The sequence below is a fragment of the Escherichia sp. E13S3 genome (assembly GCF_004212325.1).
Taxonomy (GTDB): Bacteria; Pseudomonadota; Gammaproteobacteria; order Enterobacterales; family Enterobacteriaceae; genus Escherichia.
In genome coordinates this window covers 295635-316779 of record NZ_RHJR01000004.1, presented here as the reverse complement: position 1 = coordinate 316779, position 21145 = coordinate 295635, and the positions used below count along the sequence as shown (strand labels likewise).

23 protein-coding genes are annotated in these 21145 nt (G+C 51.4%); 19 read left to right on the top strand and 4 right to left on the bottom strand.

What is annotated here, in order from left to right; translation table 11 throughout:
- Positions 1–34 precede the first annotated feature (34 nt).
- The 16 genes from pdxB (at position 35) to D9597_RS06695 (ending at position 15332) form a co-directional block, all read left to right on the top strand.
- Entirely contained in the window at positions 35–1171 is a 1137-nt protein-coding gene (gene pdxB / locus D9597_RS06770; RefSeq protein ID WP_130221949.1) for a 4-phosphoerythronate dehydrogenase PdxB, read from the top strand.
- A 65-nt stretch (positions 1172–1236) separates the two neighbouring features.
- A complete protein-coding gene (locus D9597_RS06765; RefSeq protein WP_130216940.1) occupies positions 1237–2250 on the top strand; it encodes an aspartate-semialdehyde dehydrogenase in 1014 nt (337 codons plus the stop codon).
- Positions 2250–3062 carry a tRNA pseudouridine(38-40) synthase TruA gene (gene truA, locus D9597_RS06760; protein ID WP_001283597.1) on the top strand — a complete coding sequence of 271 codons (813 nt, stop codon included), beginning with the start codon at positions 2250–2252 and terminating at the stop codon, positions 3060–3062. The genes D9597_RS06765 and truA overlap by 1 nt, the downstream gene beginning before the upstream one ends.
- Positions 3063–3144: 82 nt before the next feature.
- Positions 3145–3804: a DedA family protein gene (locus D9597_RS06755; RefSeq protein WP_000364330.1), complete on the top strand. Its 660-nt coding sequence runs from the start codon at positions 3145–3147 to the stop codon at positions 3802–3804.
- A 155-nt stretch (positions 3805–3959) separates the two neighbouring features.
- Positions 3960–4874: an acetyl-CoA carboxylase, carboxyltransferase subunit beta gene (gene accD / locus D9597_RS06750; protein WP_064526523.1), complete on the top strand. Its 915-nt coding sequence runs from the start codon at positions 3960–3962 to the stop codon at positions 4872–4874.
- 73 nt (positions 4875–4947) lie between these two features.
- Positions 4948–6216 (top strand): bifunctional tetrahydrofolate synthase/dihydrofolate synthase, encoded by a 1269-nt coding sequence (gene folC, locus D9597_RS06745; RefSeq protein ID WP_130221948.1) that lies wholly within the window; start codon positions 4948–4950, stop codon positions 6214–6216.
- Entirely contained in the window at positions 6206–6868 is a 663-nt protein-coding gene (gene dedD / locus D9597_RS06740) for a cell division protein DedD (protein WP_130207256.1), read from the top strand. Before folC ends, dedD begins: the two co-directional genes overlap by 11 nt.
- Before the next feature lie 349 nt (positions 6869–7217).
- Complete coding sequence (gene cvpA / locus D9597_RS06735; protein WP_000262113.1) at positions 7218–7706, top strand: colicin V production protein; 489 nt, start codon at positions 7218–7220, stop codon at positions 7704–7706.
- 36 nt (positions 7707–7742) lie between these two features.
- Complete coding sequence (gene purF / locus D9597_RS06730; RefSeq protein WP_130207254.1) at positions 7743–9260, top strand: amidophosphoribosyltransferase; 1518 nt, start codon at positions 7743–7745, stop codon at positions 9258–9260.
- 94 nt (positions 9261–9354) lie between these two features.
- Complete coding sequence (gene ubiX / locus D9597_RS06725; RefSeq protein WP_130216946.1) at positions 9355–9924, top strand: flavin prenyltransferase UbiX; 570 nt, start codon at positions 9355–9357, stop codon at positions 9922–9924.
- Positions 9925–10188: 264 nt separating this feature from the next.
- Positions 10189–10971 carry a lysine/arginine/ornithine ABC transporter substrate-binding protein ArgT gene (gene argT / locus D9597_RS06720; RefSeq protein WP_130221947.1) on the top strand — a complete coding sequence of 261 codons (783 nt, stop codon included), beginning with the start codon at positions 10189–10191 and terminating at the stop codon, positions 10969–10971.
- 220 nt (positions 10972–11191) lie between these two features.
- Positions 11192–11974: a histidine ABC transporter substrate-binding protein HisJ gene (gene hisJ, locus D9597_RS06715; RefSeq protein WP_000737621.1), complete on the top strand. Its 783-nt coding sequence runs from the start codon at positions 11192–11194 to the stop codon at positions 11972–11974.
- A 90-nt stretch (positions 11975–12064) separates the two neighbouring features.
- Positions 12065–12751: a histidine ABC transporter permease HisQ gene (gene hisQ / locus D9597_RS06710; protein ID WP_064526547.1), complete on the top strand. Its 687-nt coding sequence runs from the start codon at positions 12065–12067 to the stop codon at positions 12749–12751.
- Positions 12748–13464, top strand: a complete 717-nt coding sequence (locus D9597_RS06705; RefSeq protein ID WP_000569948.1) for an ABC transporter permease — start codon at positions 12748–12750, stop codon at positions 13462–13464. The genes hisQ and D9597_RS06705 overlap by 4 nt, the downstream gene beginning before the upstream one ends.
- A gap of 7 nt (positions 13465–13471) precedes the next feature.
- Positions 13472–14245 (top strand): histidine ABC transporter ATP-binding protein HisP, encoded by a 774-nt coding sequence (gene hisP, locus D9597_RS06700; protein ID WP_130216950.1) that lies wholly within the window; start codon positions 13472–13474, stop codon positions 14243–14245.
- 196 nt (positions 14246–14441) lie between these two features.
- Complete coding sequence (locus tag D9597_RS06695) at positions 14442–15332, top strand: Rpn family recombination-promoting nuclease/putative transposase (RefSeq protein WP_130221946.1); 891 nt, start codon at positions 14442–14444, stop codon at positions 15330–15332.
- 47 nt (positions 15333–15379) lie between these two features.
- Here D9597_RS06695 and D9597_RS06690 read toward each other — a convergent pair whose 3' ends face one another.
- Genes D9597_RS06690 through yfcG form a run of 3 tightly spaced genes read right to left on the bottom strand, consistent with a single transcriptional unit; the run spans position 15380 to position 17360 of the window.
- Positions 15380–16273, bottom strand: coding sequence for a TIGR01777 family oxidoreductase (locus tag D9597_RS06690; RefSeq protein ID WP_130221945.1), 894 nt, complete (start codon positions 16271–16273; stop codon positions 15380–15382).
- Between the two features lie 20 nt (positions 16274–16293).
- On the bottom strand, positions 16294–16656 hold the full coding sequence (gene folX / locus D9597_RS06685; protein WP_130221944.1) for a dihydroneopterin triphosphate 2'-epimerase: 363 nt from the start codon (positions 16654–16656) through the stop codon (positions 16294–16296).
- A 56-nt stretch (positions 16657–16712) separates the two neighbouring features.
- Positions 16713–17360 carry a GSH-dependent disulfide bond oxidoreductase gene (yfcG, locus tag D9597_RS06680; protein WP_130216956.1) on the bottom strand — a complete coding sequence of 216 codons (648 nt, stop codon included), beginning with the start codon at positions 17358–17360 and terminating at the stop codon, positions 16713–16715.
- 134 nt (positions 17361–17494) lie between these two features.
- Here yfcG and yfcF point away from each other — a divergent pair, with 134 nt between their 5' ends.
- From yfcF to yfcD, 3 genes are read left to right on the top strand one after another with little or no spacing between them, the layout of a single operon-like run.
- Complete coding sequence (gene yfcF / locus D9597_RS06675) at positions 17495–18139, top strand: glutathione transferase (protein ID WP_130216958.1); 645 nt, start codon at positions 17495–17497, stop codon at positions 18137–18139.
- Between the two features lie 55 nt (positions 18140–18194).
- Positions 18195–18746, top strand: coding sequence for a phosphodiesterase (gene yfcE, locus D9597_RS06670; protein WP_064526570.1), 552 nt, complete (start codon positions 18195–18197; stop codon positions 18744–18746).
- A 58-nt stretch (positions 18747–18804) separates the two neighbouring features.
- Complete coding sequence (yfcD, locus tag D9597_RS06665) at positions 18805–19347, top strand: NUDIX hydrolase YfcD (RefSeq protein WP_130207234.1); 543 nt, start codon at positions 18805–18807, stop codon at positions 19345–19347.
- 204 nt (positions 19348–19551) lie between these two features.
- Here the strand turns inward: yfcD and yfcC are convergent, their stop codons facing one another.
- On the bottom strand, positions 19552–21072 hold the full coding sequence (gene yfcC, locus D9597_RS06660) for a putative basic amino acid antiporter YfcC (RefSeq protein WP_130207232.1): 1521 nt from the start codon (positions 21070–21072) through the stop codon (positions 19552–19554).
- Between the last annotated feature and the right edge of the window lie 73 nt (positions 21073–21145).

The following is a 21145-nucleotide window of genomic DNA, read 5'->3' as shown; positions in this document are numbered from 1 at the left end:
GGTTAACTCTCGTTCTCATACAGGTACCACAAACGTGAAAATCCTTGTTGATGAAAATATGCCTTATGCCCGCGAATTATTTAGTCGTCTGGGGGAGGTGAAAGCGGTTCCGGGGCGTCCAATTCCAGTTGCTGAACTGGATGATGCAGATGCTTTGATGGTGCGTTCGGTCACGAAAGTGAATGAATATTTGCTGGCAGGAAAGCCGGTAAAATTTATTGGCACCGCGACTGCGGGGACGGACCATGTCGATGAAGCGTGGTTAAAGCAGTCGGGAATTGGTTTTTCTGCTGCACCTGGCTGCAATGCGATTGCGGTAGTGGAATATGTTTTCTCGTCACTGCTGATGCTTGCCGAACGCGATGGATTTTCACTGCACGAGCGTACCGTGGGGATCGTGGGCGTCGGCAACGTCGGGCGACGTTTACAGGCACGGCTGGAAGCGTGGGGGATCAAAACATTACTTTGCGATCCACCACGCGCCGATCGTGGGGATGAGGGGGATTTCCGTCCTCTTGATGAACTGGTCGCGCAAGCAGACATTCTGACTTTCCATACGCCACTCTTTAAAGATGGTCCGTACAAAACGCGGCATCTGGCGGATGAAAAACTGATTCGCAGCCTGAAGCCGGGGGCAATTCTGATTAACGCCTGCCGTGGTGCCGTTGTCGATAATACCGCACTGCTGACCTGCCTGAATGAAGGTCAGAAGTTAAGCGTGGTGCTGGATGTCTGGGAAGGCGAGCCAGAACTCAACGTCGAGCTGCTGCAAAAAGTGGATATCGGCACGCCGCATATCGCGGGCTATACCCTCGAAGGTAAAGCGCGTGGCACAACGCAAGTGTTTGAAGCCTACAGCAAGTTTATTGGTCATGAACAGCACGTGGCGTTGGATACTTTACTGCCCGCGCCGGAGTTTGGCCGCATCACGCTGCATGGTCCGCTCGATCAGCCGACGCTAAAAAGGCTGGTGCATTTGGTGTATGATGTGCGCCGCGACGACGCACCGCTGCGTAAAGTCGCCGGAATACCGGGTGAGTTCGATAAACTGCGCAAAAACTATCTTGAGCGCCGCGAATGGTCGTCTCTGTATGTGATCTGTGATGACGCCAGCGCGGCGGCATTACTGTGTAAACTGGGTTTTAACGCCGTTCATCATCCGGCTCGTTAATCTCTTCTTCATGCTCTCTGCTGTAACATAGGCAGGGAGCTTTGCATTTTCTGGAGTAAACCACCATGTCTGAAGGCTGGAACATTGCCGTCCTGGGCGCAACTGGCGCTGTGGGCGAAGCCCTGATTGAAACGCTGGCTGAACGTCAGTTCCCGGTTGGGGAAATTTATGCACTGGCACGTAACGAAAGCGCAGGCGAACATCTGCGCTTTGGTGGTAAGACAATCACCGTGCAGGATGCCGCCGAATTTGACTGGACGCAGGCGCAACTGGCGTTTTTTGTCGCAGGCAAAGAAGCGACCGCGACCTGGGTTGAAGAAGCAACCAACTCAGGCTGCCTGGTTATCGACAGCAGCGGATTGTTCGCTCTCGAACCCGACGTACCGCTGGTGGTGCCGGAAGTAAACCCGTTTGTACTTGCTGATTACCGTAACCGTAATGTTATCGCCGTACCGGACAGCCTGACCAGCCAGCTGCTGGCTTCTCTGAAACCGTTAATCGATCAGGGCGGATTGTCGCGTATTAGCGTTACCAGCCTGATTTCAGCCTCCGCACAGGGCAAAAAAGCGGTCGATGCGTTAGCGGGGCAGAGTGCGAAATTGCTCAACGGCATTCCGATTGACGAAGAAGATTTCTTCGGACGTCAGCTGGCGTTCAACATGCTGCCGTTACTGCCGGACAGGGAAGGTAGCGTGCGCGAAGAACGTCGTATCGTCGATGAAGTGCGCAAAATCATGCAGGACGAAGGGCTGATGATTTCGGCAAGCGTCGTGCAGGCACCGGTATTTTACGGTCACGCTCAGATGGTCAACTTTGAAGCTCTGCGTCCGCTGGCAGCAGAAGAAGCGCGTGATGCGTTTGCTCAGGGCGAAGATATTGTGCTTTCCGAAGAGAACGAATTCCCGACGCAGGTGGGTGATGCTTCCGGTACGCCGCATCTTTCTGTGGGCTGCGTGCGCAATGATTACGGTATTCCAGAGCAAATCCAGTTCTGGTCGGTGGCCGATAACGTCCGTTTTGGCGGCGCACTGATGGCAGTGAAAATCGCCGAGAAACTGGTGCAGGAGTATCTGTACTAATGTCCGACCAGCAACAACCGCCAGTTTATAAAATTGCGCTGGGCATTGAGTACGACGGCAGTAGGTATTACGGCTGGCAACGGCAGAACGAAGTCCGCAGTGTGCAGGAGAAGCTGGAAAAGGCGCTCTCCCAGGTGGCGAACGAGCCCATCACCGTCTTCTGCGCCGGGCGTACTGACGCAGGCGTACATGGCACCGGGCAGGTAGTGCATTTCGAAACCACCGCGCAGCGCAAAGACGCCGCGTGGACATTAGGCGTAAATGCGAATTTACCTGGTGACATCGCCGTGCGTTGGGTTAAAGCTGTACCTGATGATTTTCATGCCCGATTTAGCGCCACGGCTCGCCGTTATCGCTACATCATCTACAATCATCGGCTGCGCCCGGCAGTGCTGAGTAAAGGTGTGACCCACTTCTACGAACCGCTGGATGCCGAACGGATGCATCGGGCTGCGCAATGCTTGTTGGGCGAGAATGATTTCACCTCATTTCGCGCGGTGCAGTGCCAGTCCCGAACGCCGTGGCGCAACGTTATGCATATTAACGTCACGCGACATGGTCCTTATGTGGTGGTAGATATCAAAGCGAATGCCTTTGTACATCATATGGTGAGGAATATTGTCGGTAGCCTGATGGAAGTAGGCGCCCACAACCAGCCAGAGAGTTGGATAGCAGAGCTGTTAGCGGCAAAGGACAGAACGCTGGCGGCAGCAACGGCGAAAGCGGAAGGGCTGTATCTGGTTGCGGTAGATTACCCTGACCGATTTGATCTTCCAAAACCGCCAATGGGCCCGCTGTTTCTGGCGGACTAATGAGAATAATGCTCTAAAAATTACAGGCTGTAGCCAATGCAGTTACAGCCTGAGAAATGAAGAGTACAAGGCATAGGCAATTATGGACCTGATTTATTTCCTCATCGATTTTATTTTGCATATTGATGTGCATCTGGCGGAACTGGTCGCAGAGTACGGCGTCTGGGTTTATGCCATTCTGTTTTTGATTCTGTTCTGTGAAACCGGGCTTGTGGTAACGCCATTCCTGCCTGGTGATTCGTTGCTGTTTGTCGCTGGCGCGTTGGCATCTCTGGAGACTAATGATCTCAACGTCCATATGATGGTGGTACTGATGTTGATTGCTGCAATTGTGGGTGATGCGGTCAACTACACCATTGGGCGGTTATTTGGTGACAAACTGTTCAGTAATCCGGATTCGAAAATTTTCCGTCGTAGTTATCTTGATAAGACTCATCAGTTTTACGAGAGACATGGCGGCAAAACAATTATTCTCGCCCGTTTTGTACCGATCGTCAGAACGTTCGCGCCGTTCGTTGCGGGAATGGGCCACATGTCGTATCGTCATTTCGCCGCTTTTAACGTGATTGGTGCACTGTTGTGGGTACTGATTTTTACCTACGCAGGTTATTTCTTCGGCACGCTCCCTTTCATTCAGAGTAACCTTAAACTGATGATTGTTGGCATTATTTTTGTTTCAATATTGCCTGGGGTTTTCGAATTTATTCGTCACAAACGCGCAGCGGCACGCGCCGCAAAATAAAAAGTAACTCCGCGGTTCGACCACTTTTTTATCCAAAGTTTCGGGCTGTTATGTTTTAATGTGCAACATTCATGGTCTGTTGGGGGCAAAAATGGCATTATGCGTCCCCAAAGATAAAACTGGCATCGAACCAGGTTCAGACAGAAAGGTCCCTAATGAGCTGGATTGAACGAATTAAAAGCAACATTACTCCCACCCGCAAGGCGAGCATTCCTGAAGGTGTGTGGACTAAGTGTGATAGCTGCGGTCAGGTTTTATACCGCGCTGAACTGGAACGTAATCTTGAGGTCTGTCCGAAGTGTGACCATCACATGCGTATGTCGGCGCGTAACCGCCTGCATAGCTTGTTAGATGAAGGCAGCCTTGTGGAGCTGGGTAGCGAGCTTGAGCCGAAAGATGTGCTGAAGTTCCGTGACTCCAAAAAGTATAAAGACCGTCTGGCCTCTGCGCAGAAAGAAACCGGCGAAAAAGACGCGCTGGTGGTGATGAAAGGCACTCTGTACGGTATGCCGGTTGTCGCTGCGGCATTCGAATTCGCCTTTATGGGCGGTTCAATGGGTTCAGTGGTTGGCGCTCGTTTCGTGCGTGCCGTTGAGCAAGCGCTGGAAGATAACTGCCCGCTGATCTGCTTCTCCGCTTCTGGTGGCGCACGTATGCAGGAAGCGTTAATGTCGCTGATGCAGATGGCGAAAACCTCTGCGGCACTGGCAAAAATGCAGGAGCGCGGGTTACCGTACATTTCTGTACTGACCGACCCGACGATGGGCGGTGTTTCTGCAAGCTTCGCGATGCTGGGCGATCTCAATATTGCTGAACCGAAAGCGTTAATCGGCTTTGCCGGTCCGCGCGTTATCGAACAGACCGTTCGCGAAAAACTGCCGCCAGGATTCCAGCGCAGTGAATTCCTGATCGAGAAAGGCGCCATCGATATGATCGTCCGTCGACCGGAAATGCGCCTGAAACTGGCTAGCATTCTGGCGAAGCTGATGAATCTGCCAGCGCCTAATCCTGATGCGCCGCGTGAAGGCGAAGTGGTGCCACCGGTGCCGGATCAGGAACCAGAGGCCTGATAACTGATAAGGGCAGGGCCACTGGCTCTGCCCTTTTGCTATTTATTCTCCCCGTAACGAATCAGCGGATACCATGATTATCAAACGCACTCCTCAAGCCGCGTCGCCTCTGGCTTCGTGGCTTTCTTATCTGGAAAACCTGCACAGTAAAACTATCGATCTCGGCCTTGATCGCGTCAGCCAGGTTGTGGCGCGTCTTGGCGTCCTTAAACCTGCACCGTTTGTGTTTACCGTTGCGGGAACTAATGGCAAAGGCACGACCTGCCGTACGCTGGAGTCGATTCTGATGGCGGCAGGGTACAGGGTGGGGGTCTACAGTTCGCCGCATCTGGTGCGTTATACCGAGCGCGTTCGTATACAGGGCAAAGAACTGGCGGAGTCGGCTCATACAGCTTCTTTTGCCGAGATTGAGGCCGAGCGCGGCGATATTTCTTTGACTTATTTTGAATACGGTACGCTGTCGGCATTGTGGTTGTTCAAAGAGGCGCAACTCGATGTGGTGATTCTGGAAGTAGGTCTGGGCGGTCGTCTGGATGCGACTAACATTGTCGATGCTGATGTTGCCGTGGTAACCAGTATCGCGCTGGATCATACCGACTGGCTGGGGCCAGATCGTGAAAGCATTGGTCGTGAGAAAGCGGGGATCTTCCGCAGCGAAAAACCGGCAATCGTCGGTGAACCGGAAATGCCTTACACCATTGCCGATGTAGCACAGGAGAAAGGCGCACTGTTGCAACGTTGTGGCGTTGAGTGGAATTATTCCGTCACTGACCATGACTGGTCATTTACCGATGCTCACGGCACGCTGGCGGGATTACCGTTGCCACTTGTCCCGCAACCGAATGCCGCAACGGCGCTGGCGGCACTGCGTGCCAGCGGCCTGGAAGTCAGTGAAAAGGCAATTCGCGACGGTATCGCCAGCGCAATTTTGCCTGGACGTTTCCAGATTGTGAGCGAGACGCCACGCGTTATTTTTGATGTCGCCCATAATCCTCATGCGGCGGAATATCTTACCGGACGCATGAAAGCGTTACCGAAAAACGGGCGCGTGCTGGCGGTTATCGGTATGCTACATGATAAAGATATTGCCGGAACACTGGCCTGGTTGAAAAGCGTGGTTGATGACTGGTATTGTGCGCCACTGGAAGGGCCGCGCGGTGCCACGGCAGCACAATTGCTTGAGCATCTGGGGAACGGCAAACCATTCGATAGCGTTGCGCAGGCATGGGAAGCCGCAATGGCGGACGCTAAACCGGAAGATACCGTGCTGGTGTGTGGTTCGTTCCATACGGTCGCACATGTCATGGAAGTGATTGACGCGAGGAGAAGCGGTGGCGAGTAAGTTTCAGAATCGGTTAGTTGGCACTATTGTGCTGGTAGCTCTGGGAGTTATTGTGCTTCCAGGATTGCTTGATGGGCAGAAAAAACATTATCAGGATGAGTTCGCAGCGATCCCGCTGGTGCCGAAAGCGGGCGATCGTGACGAGCCAGATATGATGCCAGCCGCCACTCAGGCGTTGCCGACACAGCCGCCAGAAGGCGCGGCAGAAGAGGTGCGGGCAGGTGATGCCGCAGCGCCTTCGCTCGACCCGACAACCATTGCGGCCAATAATACCGTGTTTGAACCTGAGCCTGCACCGGTCGCTCCACCGAAACCGAAACCGGTGGATCCGCCTAAGCCGAAGGTTGAAGTGCCGCCCCCGCCGAAGCCAGAACCGAAACCGGTTGTTGAAGAAAAGGCAGCGCCGACGGGTAAAGCCTATGTTGTGCAACTGGGCGCACTGAAAAATGCCGATAAAGTGAATGAGATTGTCGGTAAGCTGCGTGGCGCGGGATATCGGGTTTATACTTCGCCGTCGACGCCAGTGCAGGGTAAAATTACCCGTATTCTCGTGGGGCCAGATGCCTCAAAAGATAAGCTGAAAGGATCGCTTGGCGAACTGAAGCAGATCTCTGGTTTGAGCGGCGTGGTTATGGGCTACACGCCGAATTAATACGGTTTTGCCTGATGCGACGCCAGCGCGTCTTATCAGGCCTGTGCTGGAGCAGAACCGTAGGTCGGATAAGGCGTTCACGCTGCATCCGACAGCCGTTGCCTGATGTGATGCTGGCGCGTCTTATCAGGCCTGTGCTGGAGCAGAACTGTAGGTCGGATAAGGCGTTCACGCCGCATCCGACAATGGTTGCCCGATGCCGCAAAGGCATAAAAAGTCGATGGCGTTGAATATTTTTTCAGCGCCATTTTTATTGATGCGCGGGAAGGAAATCCCTACGCAAACGTTTTCTTTTTCTGTTAGAATGCGCCCCGAACAGGATGACAGGGCGTAAAATCGTGGGACACATATGGTCTGGATTGATTACGCCATAATCGCGGTGATTGCTTTTTCCTCTCTGGTTAGCCTGATCCGCGGCTTTGTTCGTGAAGCGTTATCGCTGGTGACATGGGGTTGTGCTTTCTTTGTCGCCAGTCATTACTACACTTACCTGTCAGTCTGGTTTACGGGCTTTGAAGACGAACTGGTTCGAAATGGGATTGCCATCGCGGTACTGTTTATCGCTACCCTGATCGTTGGTGCTATCGTGAACTTCGTGATAGGCCAGCTGGTGGAGAAAACGGGGTTGTCAGGCACCGATCGGGTGCTGGGCGTCTGCTTCGGTGCGTTGCGCGGTGTGTTGATTGTTGCTGCCATTCTCTTCTTTCTCGACTCCTTTACTGGAGTGTCGAAAAGCGAAGACTGGAGCAAATCACAGCTGATCCCGCAGTTCAGTTTTATCATCAGATGGTTTTTTGATTATCTGCAAAGCTCGTCAAGTTTCTTGCCCAGGGCGTAAGTGCTCTGAGATGTGGCTTAACGAGGAAAAAGACGTATGTGCGGTATTGTCGGTATCGCCGGTGTTATGCCGGTTAACCAGTCGATTTATGATGCCTTAACGGTGCTTCAGCATCGCGGTCAGGATGCCGCCGGCATCATCACCATAGATGCCAATAACTGCTTCCGTTTGCGTAAAGCGAACGGGCTGGTGAGCGATGTATTTGAAGCTCGCCATATGCAGCGTTTGCAGGGCAATATGGGCATTGGTCATGTGCGTTACCCTACGGCTGGCAGCTCCAGTGCCTCTGAAGCGCAGCCGTTTTACGTTAACTCTCCGTATGGTATTACGCTTGCCCACAACGGCAATCTGACCAACGCTCACGAGTTGCGTAAAAAACTGTTTGAAGAAAAACGCCGCCACATCAACACCACTTCCGACTCGGAAATTCTGCTGAATATCTTCGCCAGCGAGCTGGATAACTTCCGCCACTACCCGCTGGAAGCCGACAACATTTTCTCCGCCATTGCCGCGACTAACCGCCAAATTCGCGGCGCGTATGCCTGTGTGGCGATGATTATCGGCCACGGTATGGTTGCTTTCCGCGATCCTAACGGTATTCGTCCGCTGGTACTGGGGAAACGCGATATCGACGAGAATCGCACAGAATATATGGTCGCTTCCGAAAGCGTTGCGCTCGATACGCTGGGCTTTGAGTTCCTGCGTGACGTCGCCCCAGGCGAAGCGATTTACATCACTGAAGAAGGGCAGTTGTTTACCCGTCAGTGTGCTGACAATCCGGTCAGCAATCCGTGCCTGTTTGAGTATGTTTACTTTGCCCGTCCTGACTCGTTCATCGACAAAATTTCCGTTTACAGCGCGCGTGTGAATATGGGCACGAAACTGGGCGAGAAAATTGCCCGTGAATGGGAAGATCTGGATATCGACGTGGTGATCCCGATCCCGGAAACTTCCTGCGATATCGCGTTGGAAATTGCCCGAATTCTGGGCAAACCGTACCGCCAGGGCTTTGTTAAAAACCGCTATGTTGGTCGTACCTTCATCATGCCGGGTCAGCAACTGCGTCGTAAATCTGTGCGCCGTAAATTGAACGCCAACCGCGCTGAGTTCCGCGATAAAAACGTCCTGCTGGTTGATGACTCCATCGTGCGCGGCACCACCTCTGAACAAATTATCGAGATGGCACGCGAAGCCGGAGCGAAGAAAGTGTACCTCGCCTCTGCGGCACCGGAAATTCGCTTCCCGAACGTTTATGGTATTGATATGCCGAGTGCCACGGAACTGATCGCTCACGGCCGTGAAGTGGATGAAATTCGCCAGATCATCGGTGCCGACGGTTTGATTTTCCAGGATCTCAACGATCTGATCGAAGCCGTTCGCGCTGAAAATCCGGATATCCAGCAGTTTGAATGCTCGGTGTTCAACGGCGTCTACGTCACCAAAGATGTTGATCAGGGCTACCTCGATTTTCTCGATACTTTACGTAATGACGACGCCAAAGCATTGCAACGTCAGAACGAAGTGGAAAACCTGGAAATGCATAACGAAGGATGATGCCTTCACTCAGGGTGCCAGTCTGGCACCCTGACTTGCAACTCTCGCCGAAATCCTGCAAAGTCTGCCAGCAAGTCTGACAGGGCAACTCTCTATGAAACGACTCATTGTAGGCATCAGTGGTGCCAGCGGCGCGATTTATGGCGTGCGCTTATTACAGGTTCTGCGCGATGTTGCAGACATCGAAACGCATCTGGTCATGAGCCAGGCGGCGCGCCAGACCTTATCCCTCGAAACGGATTTTTCCCTGCGCGAAGTGCAGGCGTTAGCCGATGTAACTCATGATGCGCGTGATATTGCTGCCAGCATCTCTTCTGGTTCTTTCCAGACGCTGGGCATGGTGATTTTACCCTGTTCAATCAAGACCCTTTCCGGCATTGTCCATAGCTATACCGATGGCCTGTTGACCCGCGCGGCAGATGTGGTGCTGAAAGAGCGTCGCCCGTTGGTGCTCTGCGTGCGTGAAACACCGTTGCACTTAGGCCACCTGCGTTTAATGACTCAGGCGGCTGAAATCGGTGCGGTGATTATGCCTCCCGTTCCGGCGTTTTATCATCGCCCGCAATCCCTTGATGATGTGATAAATCAGACGGTTAACCGTGTTCTTGACCAGTTTTCGATAACCCTTCCCGAAGATCTCTTTGCCCGCTGGCAGGGCGCTTAACTCCGCTGTTGCCCTGTTTCAGGGCAATTTTGCAACCGTGATCAAATCCTCGACATTTTGTTCCTTCCATTGAATCGAAACGCTGCGATTCAACCGCCATACCTGCTATCTTCAATTTCAGGACAATAATGCAACGTCTTATTAACATATTTTACGTTGAATGTTGCTGCTGTCGGCAAGATGGCATAAGACCTGCATGAACGAGCCTGCAAACACACAACACAATACACAATATAAAAAAGCCATTTCACTTGAGGGTTATGTATGAAGAAGTCGATTCTCGCTCTGTCTTTGTTAGTCGGTATCTCCGCAGTCGCTTCCAGCTACGCGGCGCTGCCGGAGACGGTACGTATCGGAACGGATACCACCTATGCACCGTTCTCATCGAAAGATGCCAAAGGTGACTTTGTTGGCTTTGATATCGATCTCGGTAATGAGATGTGCAAACGGATGCAGGTGAAATGTATCTGGGTTGCCAGTGACTTTGATGCGCTGATCCCCTCACTGAAAGCGAAAAAAATCGACGCCATTATTTCGTCGCTCTCCATTACCGATAAACGTCAGCAGGAGATTGCTTTCTCCGACAAGCTGTACGCCGCGGATTCCCGTCTGATTGCCGCTAAAGGTTCGCCGATTCAGCCAACGCTGGATTCACTGAAAGGTAAACATGTCGGAGTGCTGCAAGGCTCCACTCAGGAAGCCTACGCTAACGATACCTGGCGCAGTAAAGGTATTGATGTTGTGGCCTATGCCAACCAGGATTTAGTCTATTCCGATCTTGCTGCGGGGCGTCTGGATGCTGCGTTACAAGATGAAGTCGCCGCTAGTGAAGGATTCCTTAAGCAACCTGCCGGTAAAGAGTTCGCCTTTGCTGGCCCTTCAGTGAAAGACAAAAAATACTTCGGTGACGGTACCGGTGTCGGGCTGCGTAAAGATGATGCCGAACTGACAGCCGCCTTTGACAAAGCGCTTGGCGAGCTGCGCCAGGATGGTACTTACGACAAGATGGCGAAAAAGTACTTCGATTTTAATGTCTATGGTGACTGATACGTCGCAGGGAAGCTGCATCTGATAGCGTCATTATCATGGTGCATTATAGGTTTGTTGCACTATCGTGGTGCATTGAAATGCATACTTAAGCAATTTTAATGAAAAATAATACGATTAACTGGCCAGGATATTTTGCCTTGTTGGTCAATTTTATGGCACGATAAGTGTAACAAACCTGTAAATATTCCCTATTAAAAGACTGTCAGTTGAGGACATTATGAAAAAACTGGTGCTATCGCTCTCTCTGGTTCTGGCCTTCTCCAGCGCGACTGCTGCTTTTGCTGCTATTCCGCAAAATATTCGCATCGGTACTGACCCAACTTATGCACCGTTTGAATCAAAAAATTCACAAGGTGAATTGGTTGGCTTTGATATCGACCTGGCGAAGGAACTGTGCAAACGCATCAATACGCAATGTACATTTGTCGAAAACCCGCTGGATGCGTTAATTCCGTCATTAAAAGCGAAGAAGATTGACGCCATCATGTCATCGCTTTCCATCACCGAAAAACGTCAGCAGGAAATAGCCTTCACCGACAAATTGTACGCCGCCGATTCTCGCCTGGTTGTGGCGAAAAATTCCGACATTCAGCCGACAGTAGAATCGCTGAAAGGCAAGCGGGTGGGCGTATTGCAGGGCACGACCCAGGAGACATTTGGTAACGAGCACTGGGCGCCAAAAGGCATTGAAATCGTCTCTTATCAGGGGCAGGACAACATTTATTCTGACCTGACCGCCGGGCGTATTGATGCCGCGTTCCAGGACGAAGTTGCCGCCAGCGAAGGTTTCCTCAAACAGCCCGTCGGTAAAGATTACAAATTCGGTGGCCCGTCTGTTAAAGATGAAAAACTGTTTGGCGTAGGCACCGGCATGGGCCTGCGTAAAGAAGATAACGAACTGCGCGAGGCACTGAACAAAGCCTTTGCCGAAATGCGCGCTGACGGTACTTACGAGAAATTAGCGAAAAAGTACTTCGATTTTGATGTTTATGGTGGTTAATCACCATCGGTGAAAGAAAGCCCGCTCCCTTTGGGTAACCGGAGGGAGACAAGAGGCAGGAAATTCACCACACACGACAGGACAGGCTGCATGTTGTATGGGTTTTCAGGTGTTATTTTACAGGGGGCGCTCGTCACGCTGGAGCTGGCCATCAGCTCTGTAGTGCTCGCTGTAATCATCGGTTTAATTGGCGCTGGCGGTAAGCTTTCGCAAAATCGACTCTCGGGGCTGATTTTCGAAGGATATACCACGCTGATTCGCGGTGTGCCGGATTTAGTGTTGATGCTGCTGATATTTTACGGTTTGCAGATTGCGTTAAATACGGTGACGGAGGCGATGGGCGTCGGACAGATTGATATTGACCCGATGGTTGCCGGTATTATCACCCTGGGTTTTATTTACGGTGCTTACTTCACCGAAACGTTCCGTGGCGCGTTTATGGCGGTGCCGAAAGGACAAATAGAGGCGGCTACGGCGTTCGGTTTTACTCGCGGGCAAGTATTTCGGCGGATTATGTTTCCGGCGATGATGCGTTACGCTCTGCCGGGCATTGGCAACAACTGGCAGGTGATCCTCAAATCGACCGCCCTGGTTTCGTTACTCGGCCTGGAAGATGTGGTGAAAGCCACCCAATTGGCAGGCAAAAGTACATGGGAACCGTTCTATTTCGCCATCGTCTGTGGCGTGATTTATCTGGTTTTCACCACCGTTTCCAATGGTGTGCTGCTGTTCCTTGAGCGCCGCTACTCCGTGGGTGTGAAGAGGGCTGACCTGTGATCGAAATCTTACATGAATACTGGAAACCGCTGTTGTGGACCGACGGTTATCGCTTTACCGGCGTGGCGATTACCCTTTGGTTGCTGATTTTGTCAGTAGTGATAGGTGGAATTCTGGCGCTGTTTCTGGCGATTGGTCGCGTCTCTAGTAATAAATACATCCAGTTTCCAATCTGGTTATTTACCTATATTTTTCGCGGTACGCCGCTGTATGTGCAGTTGCTGGTGTTCTATTCCGGCATGTACACGCTGGAGATTGTTAAAGGGACCGAGTTCCTTAACGCCTTTTTCCGCAGTGGCCTGAACTGTACCGTGCTGGCGCTGACGCTTAACACTTGTGCTTACACCACCGAGATTTTTGCCGGAGCGATCCGCTCGGTGCCGCACGGGGAAATTGAAGCTGCCAGGGCCTATGGTTTCTCGACCTTTAAAATGTATCGCTGCATTATTTTACCGTCGGCGCTGCGCATTGCTTTACCGGCCTACAGCAACGAAGTGATCCTGATGTTGCACTCGACTGCGCTGGCGTTTACTGCCACGGTGCCGGATCTGCTGAAAATTGCCCGTGATATCAACGCCGCGACGTATCAACCTTTTACCGCCTTTGGCATTGCTGCGGTACTCTATTTAATCATCTCTTATGTCCTGATCAGCCTCTTTCGCAGAGCGGAAAAACGCTGGTTGCAGCATGTGAAACCTTCTTCAACGCACTGAGAATACGATGTCCGAGAATAAATTAAACGTTATCGATTTGCACAAACGCTACGGCGAACATGAAGTGCTGAAAGGGGTGTCACTGCAAGCGAACGCCGGGGATGTGATCAGCATCATCGGATCGTCGGGATCGGGGAAAAGTACCTTTCTGCGCTGCATTAACTTCCTCGAAAAACCGAGTGAAGGCTCGATCGTGGTTAACGGCCAGACTATCAATCTGGTGCGGGATAAAGACGGCCAACTCAAAGTCGCCGATAAAAATCAGCTGCGCTTGCTGCGCACACGCCTGACGATGGTATTCCAGCACTTCAATCTCTGGAGCCACATGACGGTGCTGGAAAACGTCATGGAAGCGCCCATTCAGGTGCTGGGCCTGAGCAAGCAGGAAGCGCGCGAGCGAGCGGTGAAATATCTGGCGAAGGTCGGCATAGACGAACGTGCGCAGGGGAAATATCCGGTGCACCTTTCTGGCGGTCAGCAACAGCGTGTTTCCATCGCAAGGGCGCTGGCAATGGAACCAGAAGTTCTGCTGTTTGATGAACCTACATCGGCCCTTGACCCAGAGCTGGTGGGCGAAGTGCTGCGCATTATGCAGCAGCTGGCGGAAGAGGGGAAAACGATGGTGGTGGTAACCCACGAAATGGAATTTGCTCGCCATGTCTCCACACATGTTATTTTCCTCCATCAGGGGAAAATCGAAGAAGAGGGAGCGCCAGAACAATTATTTGGCAACCCGCAAAGTCCTCGTTTGCAACAGTTCCTTAAGGGATCGCTGAAATAATTTCCTCTCCGGTGGCTAATGCTGCCGGAGTATTTTCAAGGCTAATTTGCGAGTTGGCTTCCATTGACATGTATATATTGCAGTCCACTTAAAATAGTTCTGAATTCGCTGTCCAGATATAAAAACTGCCTGCTGCATTGCTTATAAAGGGTGGTTATTGTCTCGTCATCTTAAATTTGAGGGGTGACGGAACGCCATGACCATATCGACAACTTCCACACCGCATGATGCGGTATTTAAATCCTTTTTACGTCACCCGGACACCGCACGGGATTTTATTGATATTCACCTTCCTGCGCCGCTACGTAAACTTTGCGATTTATCGACGTTAAAACTGGAACCAAACAGTTTTATTGATGAAAACCTGCGGCAATATTATTCCGACATCTTGTGGTCAGTGAAAACTGAGGAGGGGATGGGATATATTTATGTCGTCATTGAACACCAAAGTAAGGCGGAAGAATTAATGGCTTTTCGCATGATGCGCTATTCTATCGCGGCAATGCAAAACCATCTTGATGCAGGCTATAAAGAACTGCCTTTGGTGATCCCGATGCTGTTTTATCATGGTTGCAGAAGTCCTTATCCTTATTCTCTATGTTGGCTTGATGAATTTGCAGAACCTGCTATTGCCCGCCAAATTTATTCATCGGCTTTTCCGCTGGTGGATATTACCGTAGTGCCGGATGACGAGATTATGCAACACCGCAAAATGGCGTTGCTGGAGTTAATGCAGAAACATATTCGCCAGCGCGATCTGTTGGGATTAGTCGATCAAATAGTTTCTCTGCTTATTACAGGCAACACTAATGACAGGCAGCTAAAAGCCCTGTTTAATTACGTATTACAAACGGGGGATGCCCAGCGCTTCCGCTCATTTATTGGTGAGATAGCGGAACGTGCACCACAAGAAAAGGAGAAACTGATGACCATTGCTGACAGATTACGTGAAGAAGGCGCAATGCAGGGCAAACACGAAGAAGCCCTGCGAATTGCTCAGGAGATGCTGGAAAAAGGATTTGACCGCGAAGTCATCCTGATGTTGACCCGACTTTCGCCAGACGACCTTTTGGCGAAAAGCCACTAATTCTGAATTACCAGGCACTAACTGGCGGATGTTCGCGGTAAACCACATCAGCGAACGACATCTGCCAGTGCCTCGTCTAAATCGTACCAGCGAAACGCAAACCCCGCTTCTTCCAGCCTTTTAGGTAACGCGCGTTGTCCACCTAACACCAGAACTGAAGATTCGCCCATTAACAGCCGAATGGCGGTCGCGGGGACGCGCATAATCGCTGGGCGATGCAGTACATGGCCGAGCGCATGGGAAAATTGTTCATTGCGTACCGGGTAGGGGGCAACCATATTAAACGGTCCGCGTAGATCGTTATCCAGCAGCCAGAGAATCCCGTTGACCATATCATCGATATGAATCCAGGCCAGATACTGCCGACCAGAGCCAATCGGGCCACCTAAACCGAGGCGAAACGGCGGCAGCATTTTGCCGAGAATACCGCCATCTGGTGCCAGTACCACACCGGTACGCAGCAGGCACACACGCGTTTTGTTGCTTTGCGCCCGACAGGCAATTTCTTCCCAATGAGCGCAGAGTTTATGGGTAAATTCGTTATGCGGAGGCTCTTCTTCGGTAACGACAACTTCACCTAAATCACCGTAATATCCCGTCGCCGAACCGGAAATAAGGACTGACGGCGGCGTGTCGCTGGCATTAATTAAATCCACCAGTTTTTGGGTAATATTCCAGCGACTTTGGCACAGTCGGTCTTTTTGCTCGCGAGTCCAGCGTTTGTTGGCAATCGGTTCGCCAGCCAGGTTGATTACCGCGTCAACGCCGTTGAGGTTGCTTTGATTGGCAAGCCCTTGCCATAGTGTCACCTGGGGGCCGAGGATTGAATTGGCTTTCTGCGTGTTACGCGTCACCACTGTGACCTGATTGCCCAACTCCAGCAAACGCGGGATTAAATGGCGACCAATTAATCCCGTCCCTCCGGTGATCACTATATTCATGCAGCCTCCCGATATGGCGGTTAACGCTGCCAGCTCAAGGTCATTGATACCGAATCGGCGTAGCGCAGCGCGTGCAGTTTATCGATCTCCACTTCAGCATAGGTTACCCAGTGATGTTCACGTGCGATATCGAGCACATCCTGAGTTAATTTTTCCAGCAAAGAGAAACAGTTATTCTCTACGTGTTGAATGATGTTTTTGGTGACGGTGCGATAGTTCAGCGCGTCATTAATATCTTCACTGGTACGCGCTTTATCGGCGGGGTAGTGGATCGTGACATTGATAACGATATCCTGACGGTTGTTAATCTCTTCGTCCTTAATTCCGATAAATGTACGTAAACGAAGGTTCTTTATACGAATAATAGCGGCAGGTTGTGACATTGCAGGTTCCCTGTTGTTTTACTTAGACAGGAATAATACACGAGAACCTTTCTCAGTTAACTATCTGAGATCTCATCATTCAATTGAGCCTTTAATAGTGATTGCCCGGTGGCAGGGCGCGAACGGATCCGCTCATGCCAGTTCTTCGCTGCCGGGTACATAGCAAGGTCAATCCGCTGACGAGCATATGCATTTACCCACGGCCAACAGGCAATATCCGCAATGCTGTAATCTTCGCCGCCAAGCCAGGGGGCGTTTTCCAGGCGCTTATTGAGTACGTGATACAGACGCTGGGTTTCAACCTGATAACGTTCAATAGCGTAAGGAATAGTCTGTGGCGCAGCATGATTAAAATGATGATTCTGTCCGAGCATTGGCCCCAGGCCGCCAACCTGCCAGAATAACCATTGTAAGGTGGTGGCGCGCTCACGCGGGTCGTGACTTAAAAATAGTCCCGTTTTCTCTGCCAGATACAACAAAATTGCACCTGACTCAAAGAGGTTTAACGGTTCGCCGCCATCAGTCGGTGAATGATCAACAATTGCCGGAATCTTATTGTTCGGCGATATGCGCAAAAACTCCGGGCGAAACTGACTGCCTTTCCCCAGGTCAACCTTGATTAAACGATATTCCAGGCCAGCCTCTTCGAGAAACAGCGTAATTTTGTGGCCATTTGGGGTAGGGGCGTAATAGAGATCGATCATTGCAGCTCCGGTTGTCTAATAATCTGAACATCTCAAGTATAGAAACCCCGGAGACTCGCGTGAGTTTTCATCAAGTAACCGTGACAAAAAGGCTCTATAGTTTGAGAGCAAGCCCCTTTATCGCCGAGGATATAATGAGTAAACCCGCTATCACGCTTTGGTCAGATGCCCATTTTTTCTCACCCTACGTGTTATCCGCCTGGGTGGCGTTGCAGGAGAAAGGACTACCTTTTCATATAAAGACTATCGACCTTGACAGCGGTGAACATTTACAGCCGACGTGGCAAGGTTACGGGCAGACACGCCGCGTGCCTTTGTTACAGATTGATGATTTTGAGTTGAGTGAATCCTCTGCCATAGCGGAATATCTGGAAGACCGTTTTGCGCCGCCGACCTGGGAACGCATTTATCCATTAGATCTGCAAAACCGGGCGCGTGCACGGCAAATTCAGGCATGGCTGCGGAGCGACCTGATGCCTCTGCGTGAAGAGCGTTCGACGGATGTCGTTTTTGCTGGCGTAAAAAAAGCACCGCTAACGGCGGAGGGAAAAGCCAGCGCGCAGAAACTGTTCGCAATGGCAGAACATTTACTGACGCATAACCAGCCTAATTTGTTTGGCGAGTGGTGCATTGCCGACACTGATTTAGCGCTAATGATTAATCGTCTGGTGCTGCACGGCGATGAGGTGCCGGAGCGTCTGGTGGATTATGCGGCATTCCAGTGGCAGCGGGCTTCAGTTCAGCGTTTTATTGCACTTTCAGCAAAGCAATCTGGCTGATAGCAGCGACAGAATCCAGTATCATAGCTTACGTTTTTTCGACGAGGAGTGAGTGATGAAACTGATGTTTGCATCGGACATTCATGGGTCGTTACCGGCGACGGAACGTGTACTGGAGTTGTTTGCCCAAAGCGGCGCGCAGTGGCTGGTGATTCTTGGCGACGTGCTGAATCACGGCCCACGCAATGCTTTACCGGAGGGCTATGCGCCGGCAAAGGTGGCGGAACGCTTGAATGAAGTGGCGCATAAAGTCATCGCTGTACGTGGCAACTGCGACAGTGAAGTGGACCAAATGCTGCTGCATTTCCCAATGACCGCGCCATGGCAACAGGTGTTGCTGGAAAAACAGCGCCTGTTTCTGACACATGGGCATCTGTTTGGCCCGGATAATCTGCCGGCGTTAAACCAGAACGACGTGCTGGTGTATGGTCATACCCATCTGCCGGTGGCGGAGCAGCGGGGGGAGATTTTCCACTTCAACCCCGGTTCGGTTAGCATTCCGAAAGGCGGCAATCTGGCGAGCTACGGCATGCTCGAAGATGACGTACTAAGCGTAATCGCACTCAATGATCAAAGTATCATTGCGCAGGTCGCGATTAATCCGTAATTTACCCAACAACTCAAAATGCGCCGTAAGAGCGCCAGAAAAAGAAGGTTTCCTGATAATGGAACAGCGTCGTTTGGCAAGTACTGAATGGGTGGATATTGTCAATGAAGATAACGAAGTCATTGCACAAGCCAGCCGGGAACAAATGCGGGCACAGTGTCTGCGTCATCGTGCAACTTACATCGTCGTGCATGATGGTATGGGCAAAATTCTGGTCCAGCGTCGTACCGAGACAAAAGACTTTTTACCCGGCATGTTAGATGCTACTGCTGGTGGTGTGGTCCAGGCTGATGAACAACTGCTGGAATCCGCACGTCGCGAAGCGGAAGAAGAGTTGGGCATTGCCGGTGTCCCCTTTGCCGAGCACGGGCAGTTCTATTTTGAAGACAAAAATTGCCGTGTCTGGGGCGCGTTGTTCAGCTGTGTTTCTCACGGTCCCTTCGCCCTTCAGGAAGATGAAGTCAGCGAGGTCTGCTGGCTGACGCCAGAAGAAATCACCGCTCGTTGCGATGAGTTCACACCAGACTCGCTAAAAGCTTTGGCGTTGTGGATGAAGCGCAATGCCAACAATGAAGCCGTAGAGACTGAAACGGCAGAATGAAAAAAGAGCCGCAGTTGCGGCTCTCAGGTTGTAGACAAAGTGCGCTTTGTTTATGCCGGATGCGGCGTAAATGCCTTATCCGGCCTACAAAATATTGCAAATTCAATATATTGCATGGGCCATGTACGCATGATAAGCGTAGCGCATCAGGCAATTTTTCCGTTGTCATCAATCTAAGAGCCGCAATCGCGGCTCTTAACGTTTTTAATGGTAGCCCATCAACTGGGCGCCTATCACCACCACGCTGGACATAATAAACAGCAGTCCAAGCAGTGTTGCCCCCACTTTGATCCAGTTACGGAAGTCCACCCGGCAAACACCGAGCGTGGCCATTAATGAAGCCGAGGTCGGGTAAATGATATGACTGAAGCCATCGCCAAACTGGAAGGCCAGCACGGTAACCTGACGGTTAACGCCGACCAGATCGCCAAGCGGTGCCAGTAACGGCATGGTTAACGCGGCCTGGCCAGAACCGGATGTCACGAAGAAATTAAATACCGCCTGGAAGAGCAGCATAAACCACGCCGCGACCGCGTTATCAAGGCCGCTAATGGCATTGGCAATGCTGTTGAGGATGGTATTCAGTACGCTGGCATCACCGGCTTCGCCGTTACCTACCAGCAGCAAAATCCCTTTGGCGAAACCAACCAGCAGGGCGGGGGCTATCATCATTCGCGCGCCTTCGGTAAATGATGAAGCCATGGTGTTTACCGTCATACCATTCAGACGGAAGACAACGCCGATGATGCCAATTACCAGACCCATAGCGAAGAACTGGCTGGCAATTTCAGGAATAAACCAGGCATTGACGATAACGCCCCAAATCACCCAGATCATGACGGCGGTTAAAACAATTAATACCAGCCAGTCACCAAAGGTAAATGGGCGCTGTTCGACATCCGCCTGTTTTTCGCGGAAGAAACGATCGGACTCATGAACGCGTGACAACAGAGGATTCTTTTTCACCCGTGAGGCGTACACCATGGTGAAGACCAGGCCAATCAGAGTAGAGATTACCCATACCACGATGCGCAAACCGGAGCCAGAAAGCACCGGAACACCAGCGATCCCCTGGGCGACGACCACGCAGAACGGGTTCATCCACGAGCTGGCAAAACCGATTTGCGTAGCGATATAGGTTACCAGGACGGTGGTGATACTGTCATAACCCAGCCGTACCATGAGTGGCGCGATGATGATGGCAAAGGCGACTGCCTCTTCCCCCATGCCAAATACCGCACCACCGAGTGAAAAGAGAATAAATAACGCCGGAATGAAAAGAATTTCATTCCCTCGTGTGTGGCGGATAAGTGCCAGGATGCCGTTATCAATAGTTCCTGTGCGCATCACGATGCCAAACGCGCCGCCAATCACCAGCATAAACATGATGATGCCAACGGCGGTCCCATATTTCGAGCCAGAAGTTAGCCCTTCAAACGGGAAGTTCATCAGGCCGGGACGTTCATCGCCCGTCGAGAACAGTTGCACGCGGTGATACTCTGGTTCGCCCGCTTCGTTGGTCAGAATGCGAAATGAGTGAGGGTCTACAACCTTGCGTGTTTTTGTCTGACCATCAACCTGATATTGCACTTCCTGACTGTCAAACATTCCCACCGGAACAACCCAGGTGGCGAGGCTGGTTAAAATAGCAACAAAAAAGATAATCACCAGAGTATCGGGCATTGCCCATCTTCTGGTTGGTTTGGATTCAGTGATTGCTGACATAGCGCAAATTTTCCCTTGCACAAGACAAAGTGGTAAGTATGCAAAGTGAGATGACGCAATTCATTGATGCAGC

Bases quoted from the DNA above. Each gene is read 5' to 3' on its own strand.
- yfcD (WP_130207234.1), top strand. From the start codon at position 18,805: ATGGAACAGCGTCGTTTGGCAAGTACTGAATGGGTGGATATTGTCAAT.
- cvpA (WP_000262113.1), top strand. From the start codon at position 7,218: ATGGTCTGGATTGATTACGCCATAATCGCGGTGATTGCTTTTTCCTCT.
- accD (WP_064526523.1), top strand. From the start codon at position 3,960: ATGAGCTGGATTGAACGAATTAAAAGCAACATTACTCCCACCCGCAAG.
- folX (WP_130221944.1), bottom strand. From the start codon at position 16,656: ATGTCACAACCTGCCGCTATTATTCGTATAAAGAACCTTCGTTTACGT.
- yfcG (WP_130216956.1), bottom strand. From the start codon at position 17,360: ATGATCGATCTCTATTACGCCCCTACCCCAAATGGCCACAAAATTACG.
- D9597_RS06695 (WP_130221946.1), top strand. From the start codon at position 14,442: ATGACCATATCGACAACTTCCACACCGCATGATGCGGTATTTAAATCC.
- hisP (WP_130216950.1), top strand. From the start codon at position 13,472: ATGTCCGAGAATAAATTAAACGTTATCGATTTGCACAAACGCTACGGC.
- hisJ (WP_000737621.1), top strand. From the start codon at position 11,192: ATGAAAAAACTGGTGCTATCGCTCTCTCTGGTTCTGGCCTTCTCCAGC.
- argT (WP_130221947.1), top strand. From the start codon at position 10,189: ATGAAGAAGTCGATTCTCGCTCTGTCTTTGTTAGTCGGTATCTCCGCA.
- folC (WP_130221948.1), top strand. From the start codon at position 4,948: ATGATTATCAAACGCACTCCTCAAGCCGCGTCGCCTCTGGCTTCGTGG.
- D9597_RS06690 (WP_130221945.1), bottom strand. From the start codon at position 16,273: ATGAATATAGTGATCACCGGAGGGACGGGATTAATTGGTCGCCATTTA.
- yfcC (WP_130207232.1), bottom strand. From the start codon at position 21,072: ATGTCAGCAATCACTGAATCCAAACCAACCAGAAGATGGGCAATGCCC.
- truA (WP_001283597.1), top strand. From the start codon at position 2,250: ATGTCCGACCAGCAACAACCGCCAGTTTATAAAATTGCGCTGGGCATT.
- hisQ (WP_064526547.1), top strand. From the start codon at position 12,065: ATGTTGTATGGGTTTTCAGGTGTTATTTTACAGGGGGCGCTCGTCACG.
- ubiX (WP_130216946.1), top strand. From the start codon at position 9,355: ATGAAACGACTCATTGTAGGCATCAGTGGTGCCAGCGGCGCGATTTAT.
- D9597_RS06765 (WP_130216940.1), top strand. From the start codon at position 1,237: ATGTCTGAAGGCTGGAACATTGCCGTCCTGGGCGCAACTGGCGCTGTG.
- D9597_RS06755 (WP_000364330.1), top strand. From the start codon at position 3,145: ATGGACCTGATTTATTTCCTCATCGATTTTATTTTGCATATTGATGTG.
- yfcF (WP_130216958.1), top strand. From the start codon at position 17,495: ATGAGTAAACCCGCTATCACGCTTTGGTCAGATGCCCATTTTTTCTCA.
- yfcE (WP_064526570.1), top strand. From the start codon at position 18,195: ATGAAACTGATGTTTGCATCGGACATTCATGGGTCGTTACCGGCGACG.
- purF (WP_130207254.1), top strand. From the start codon at position 7,743: ATGTGCGGTATTGTCGGTATCGCCGGTGTTATGCCGGTTAACCAGTCG.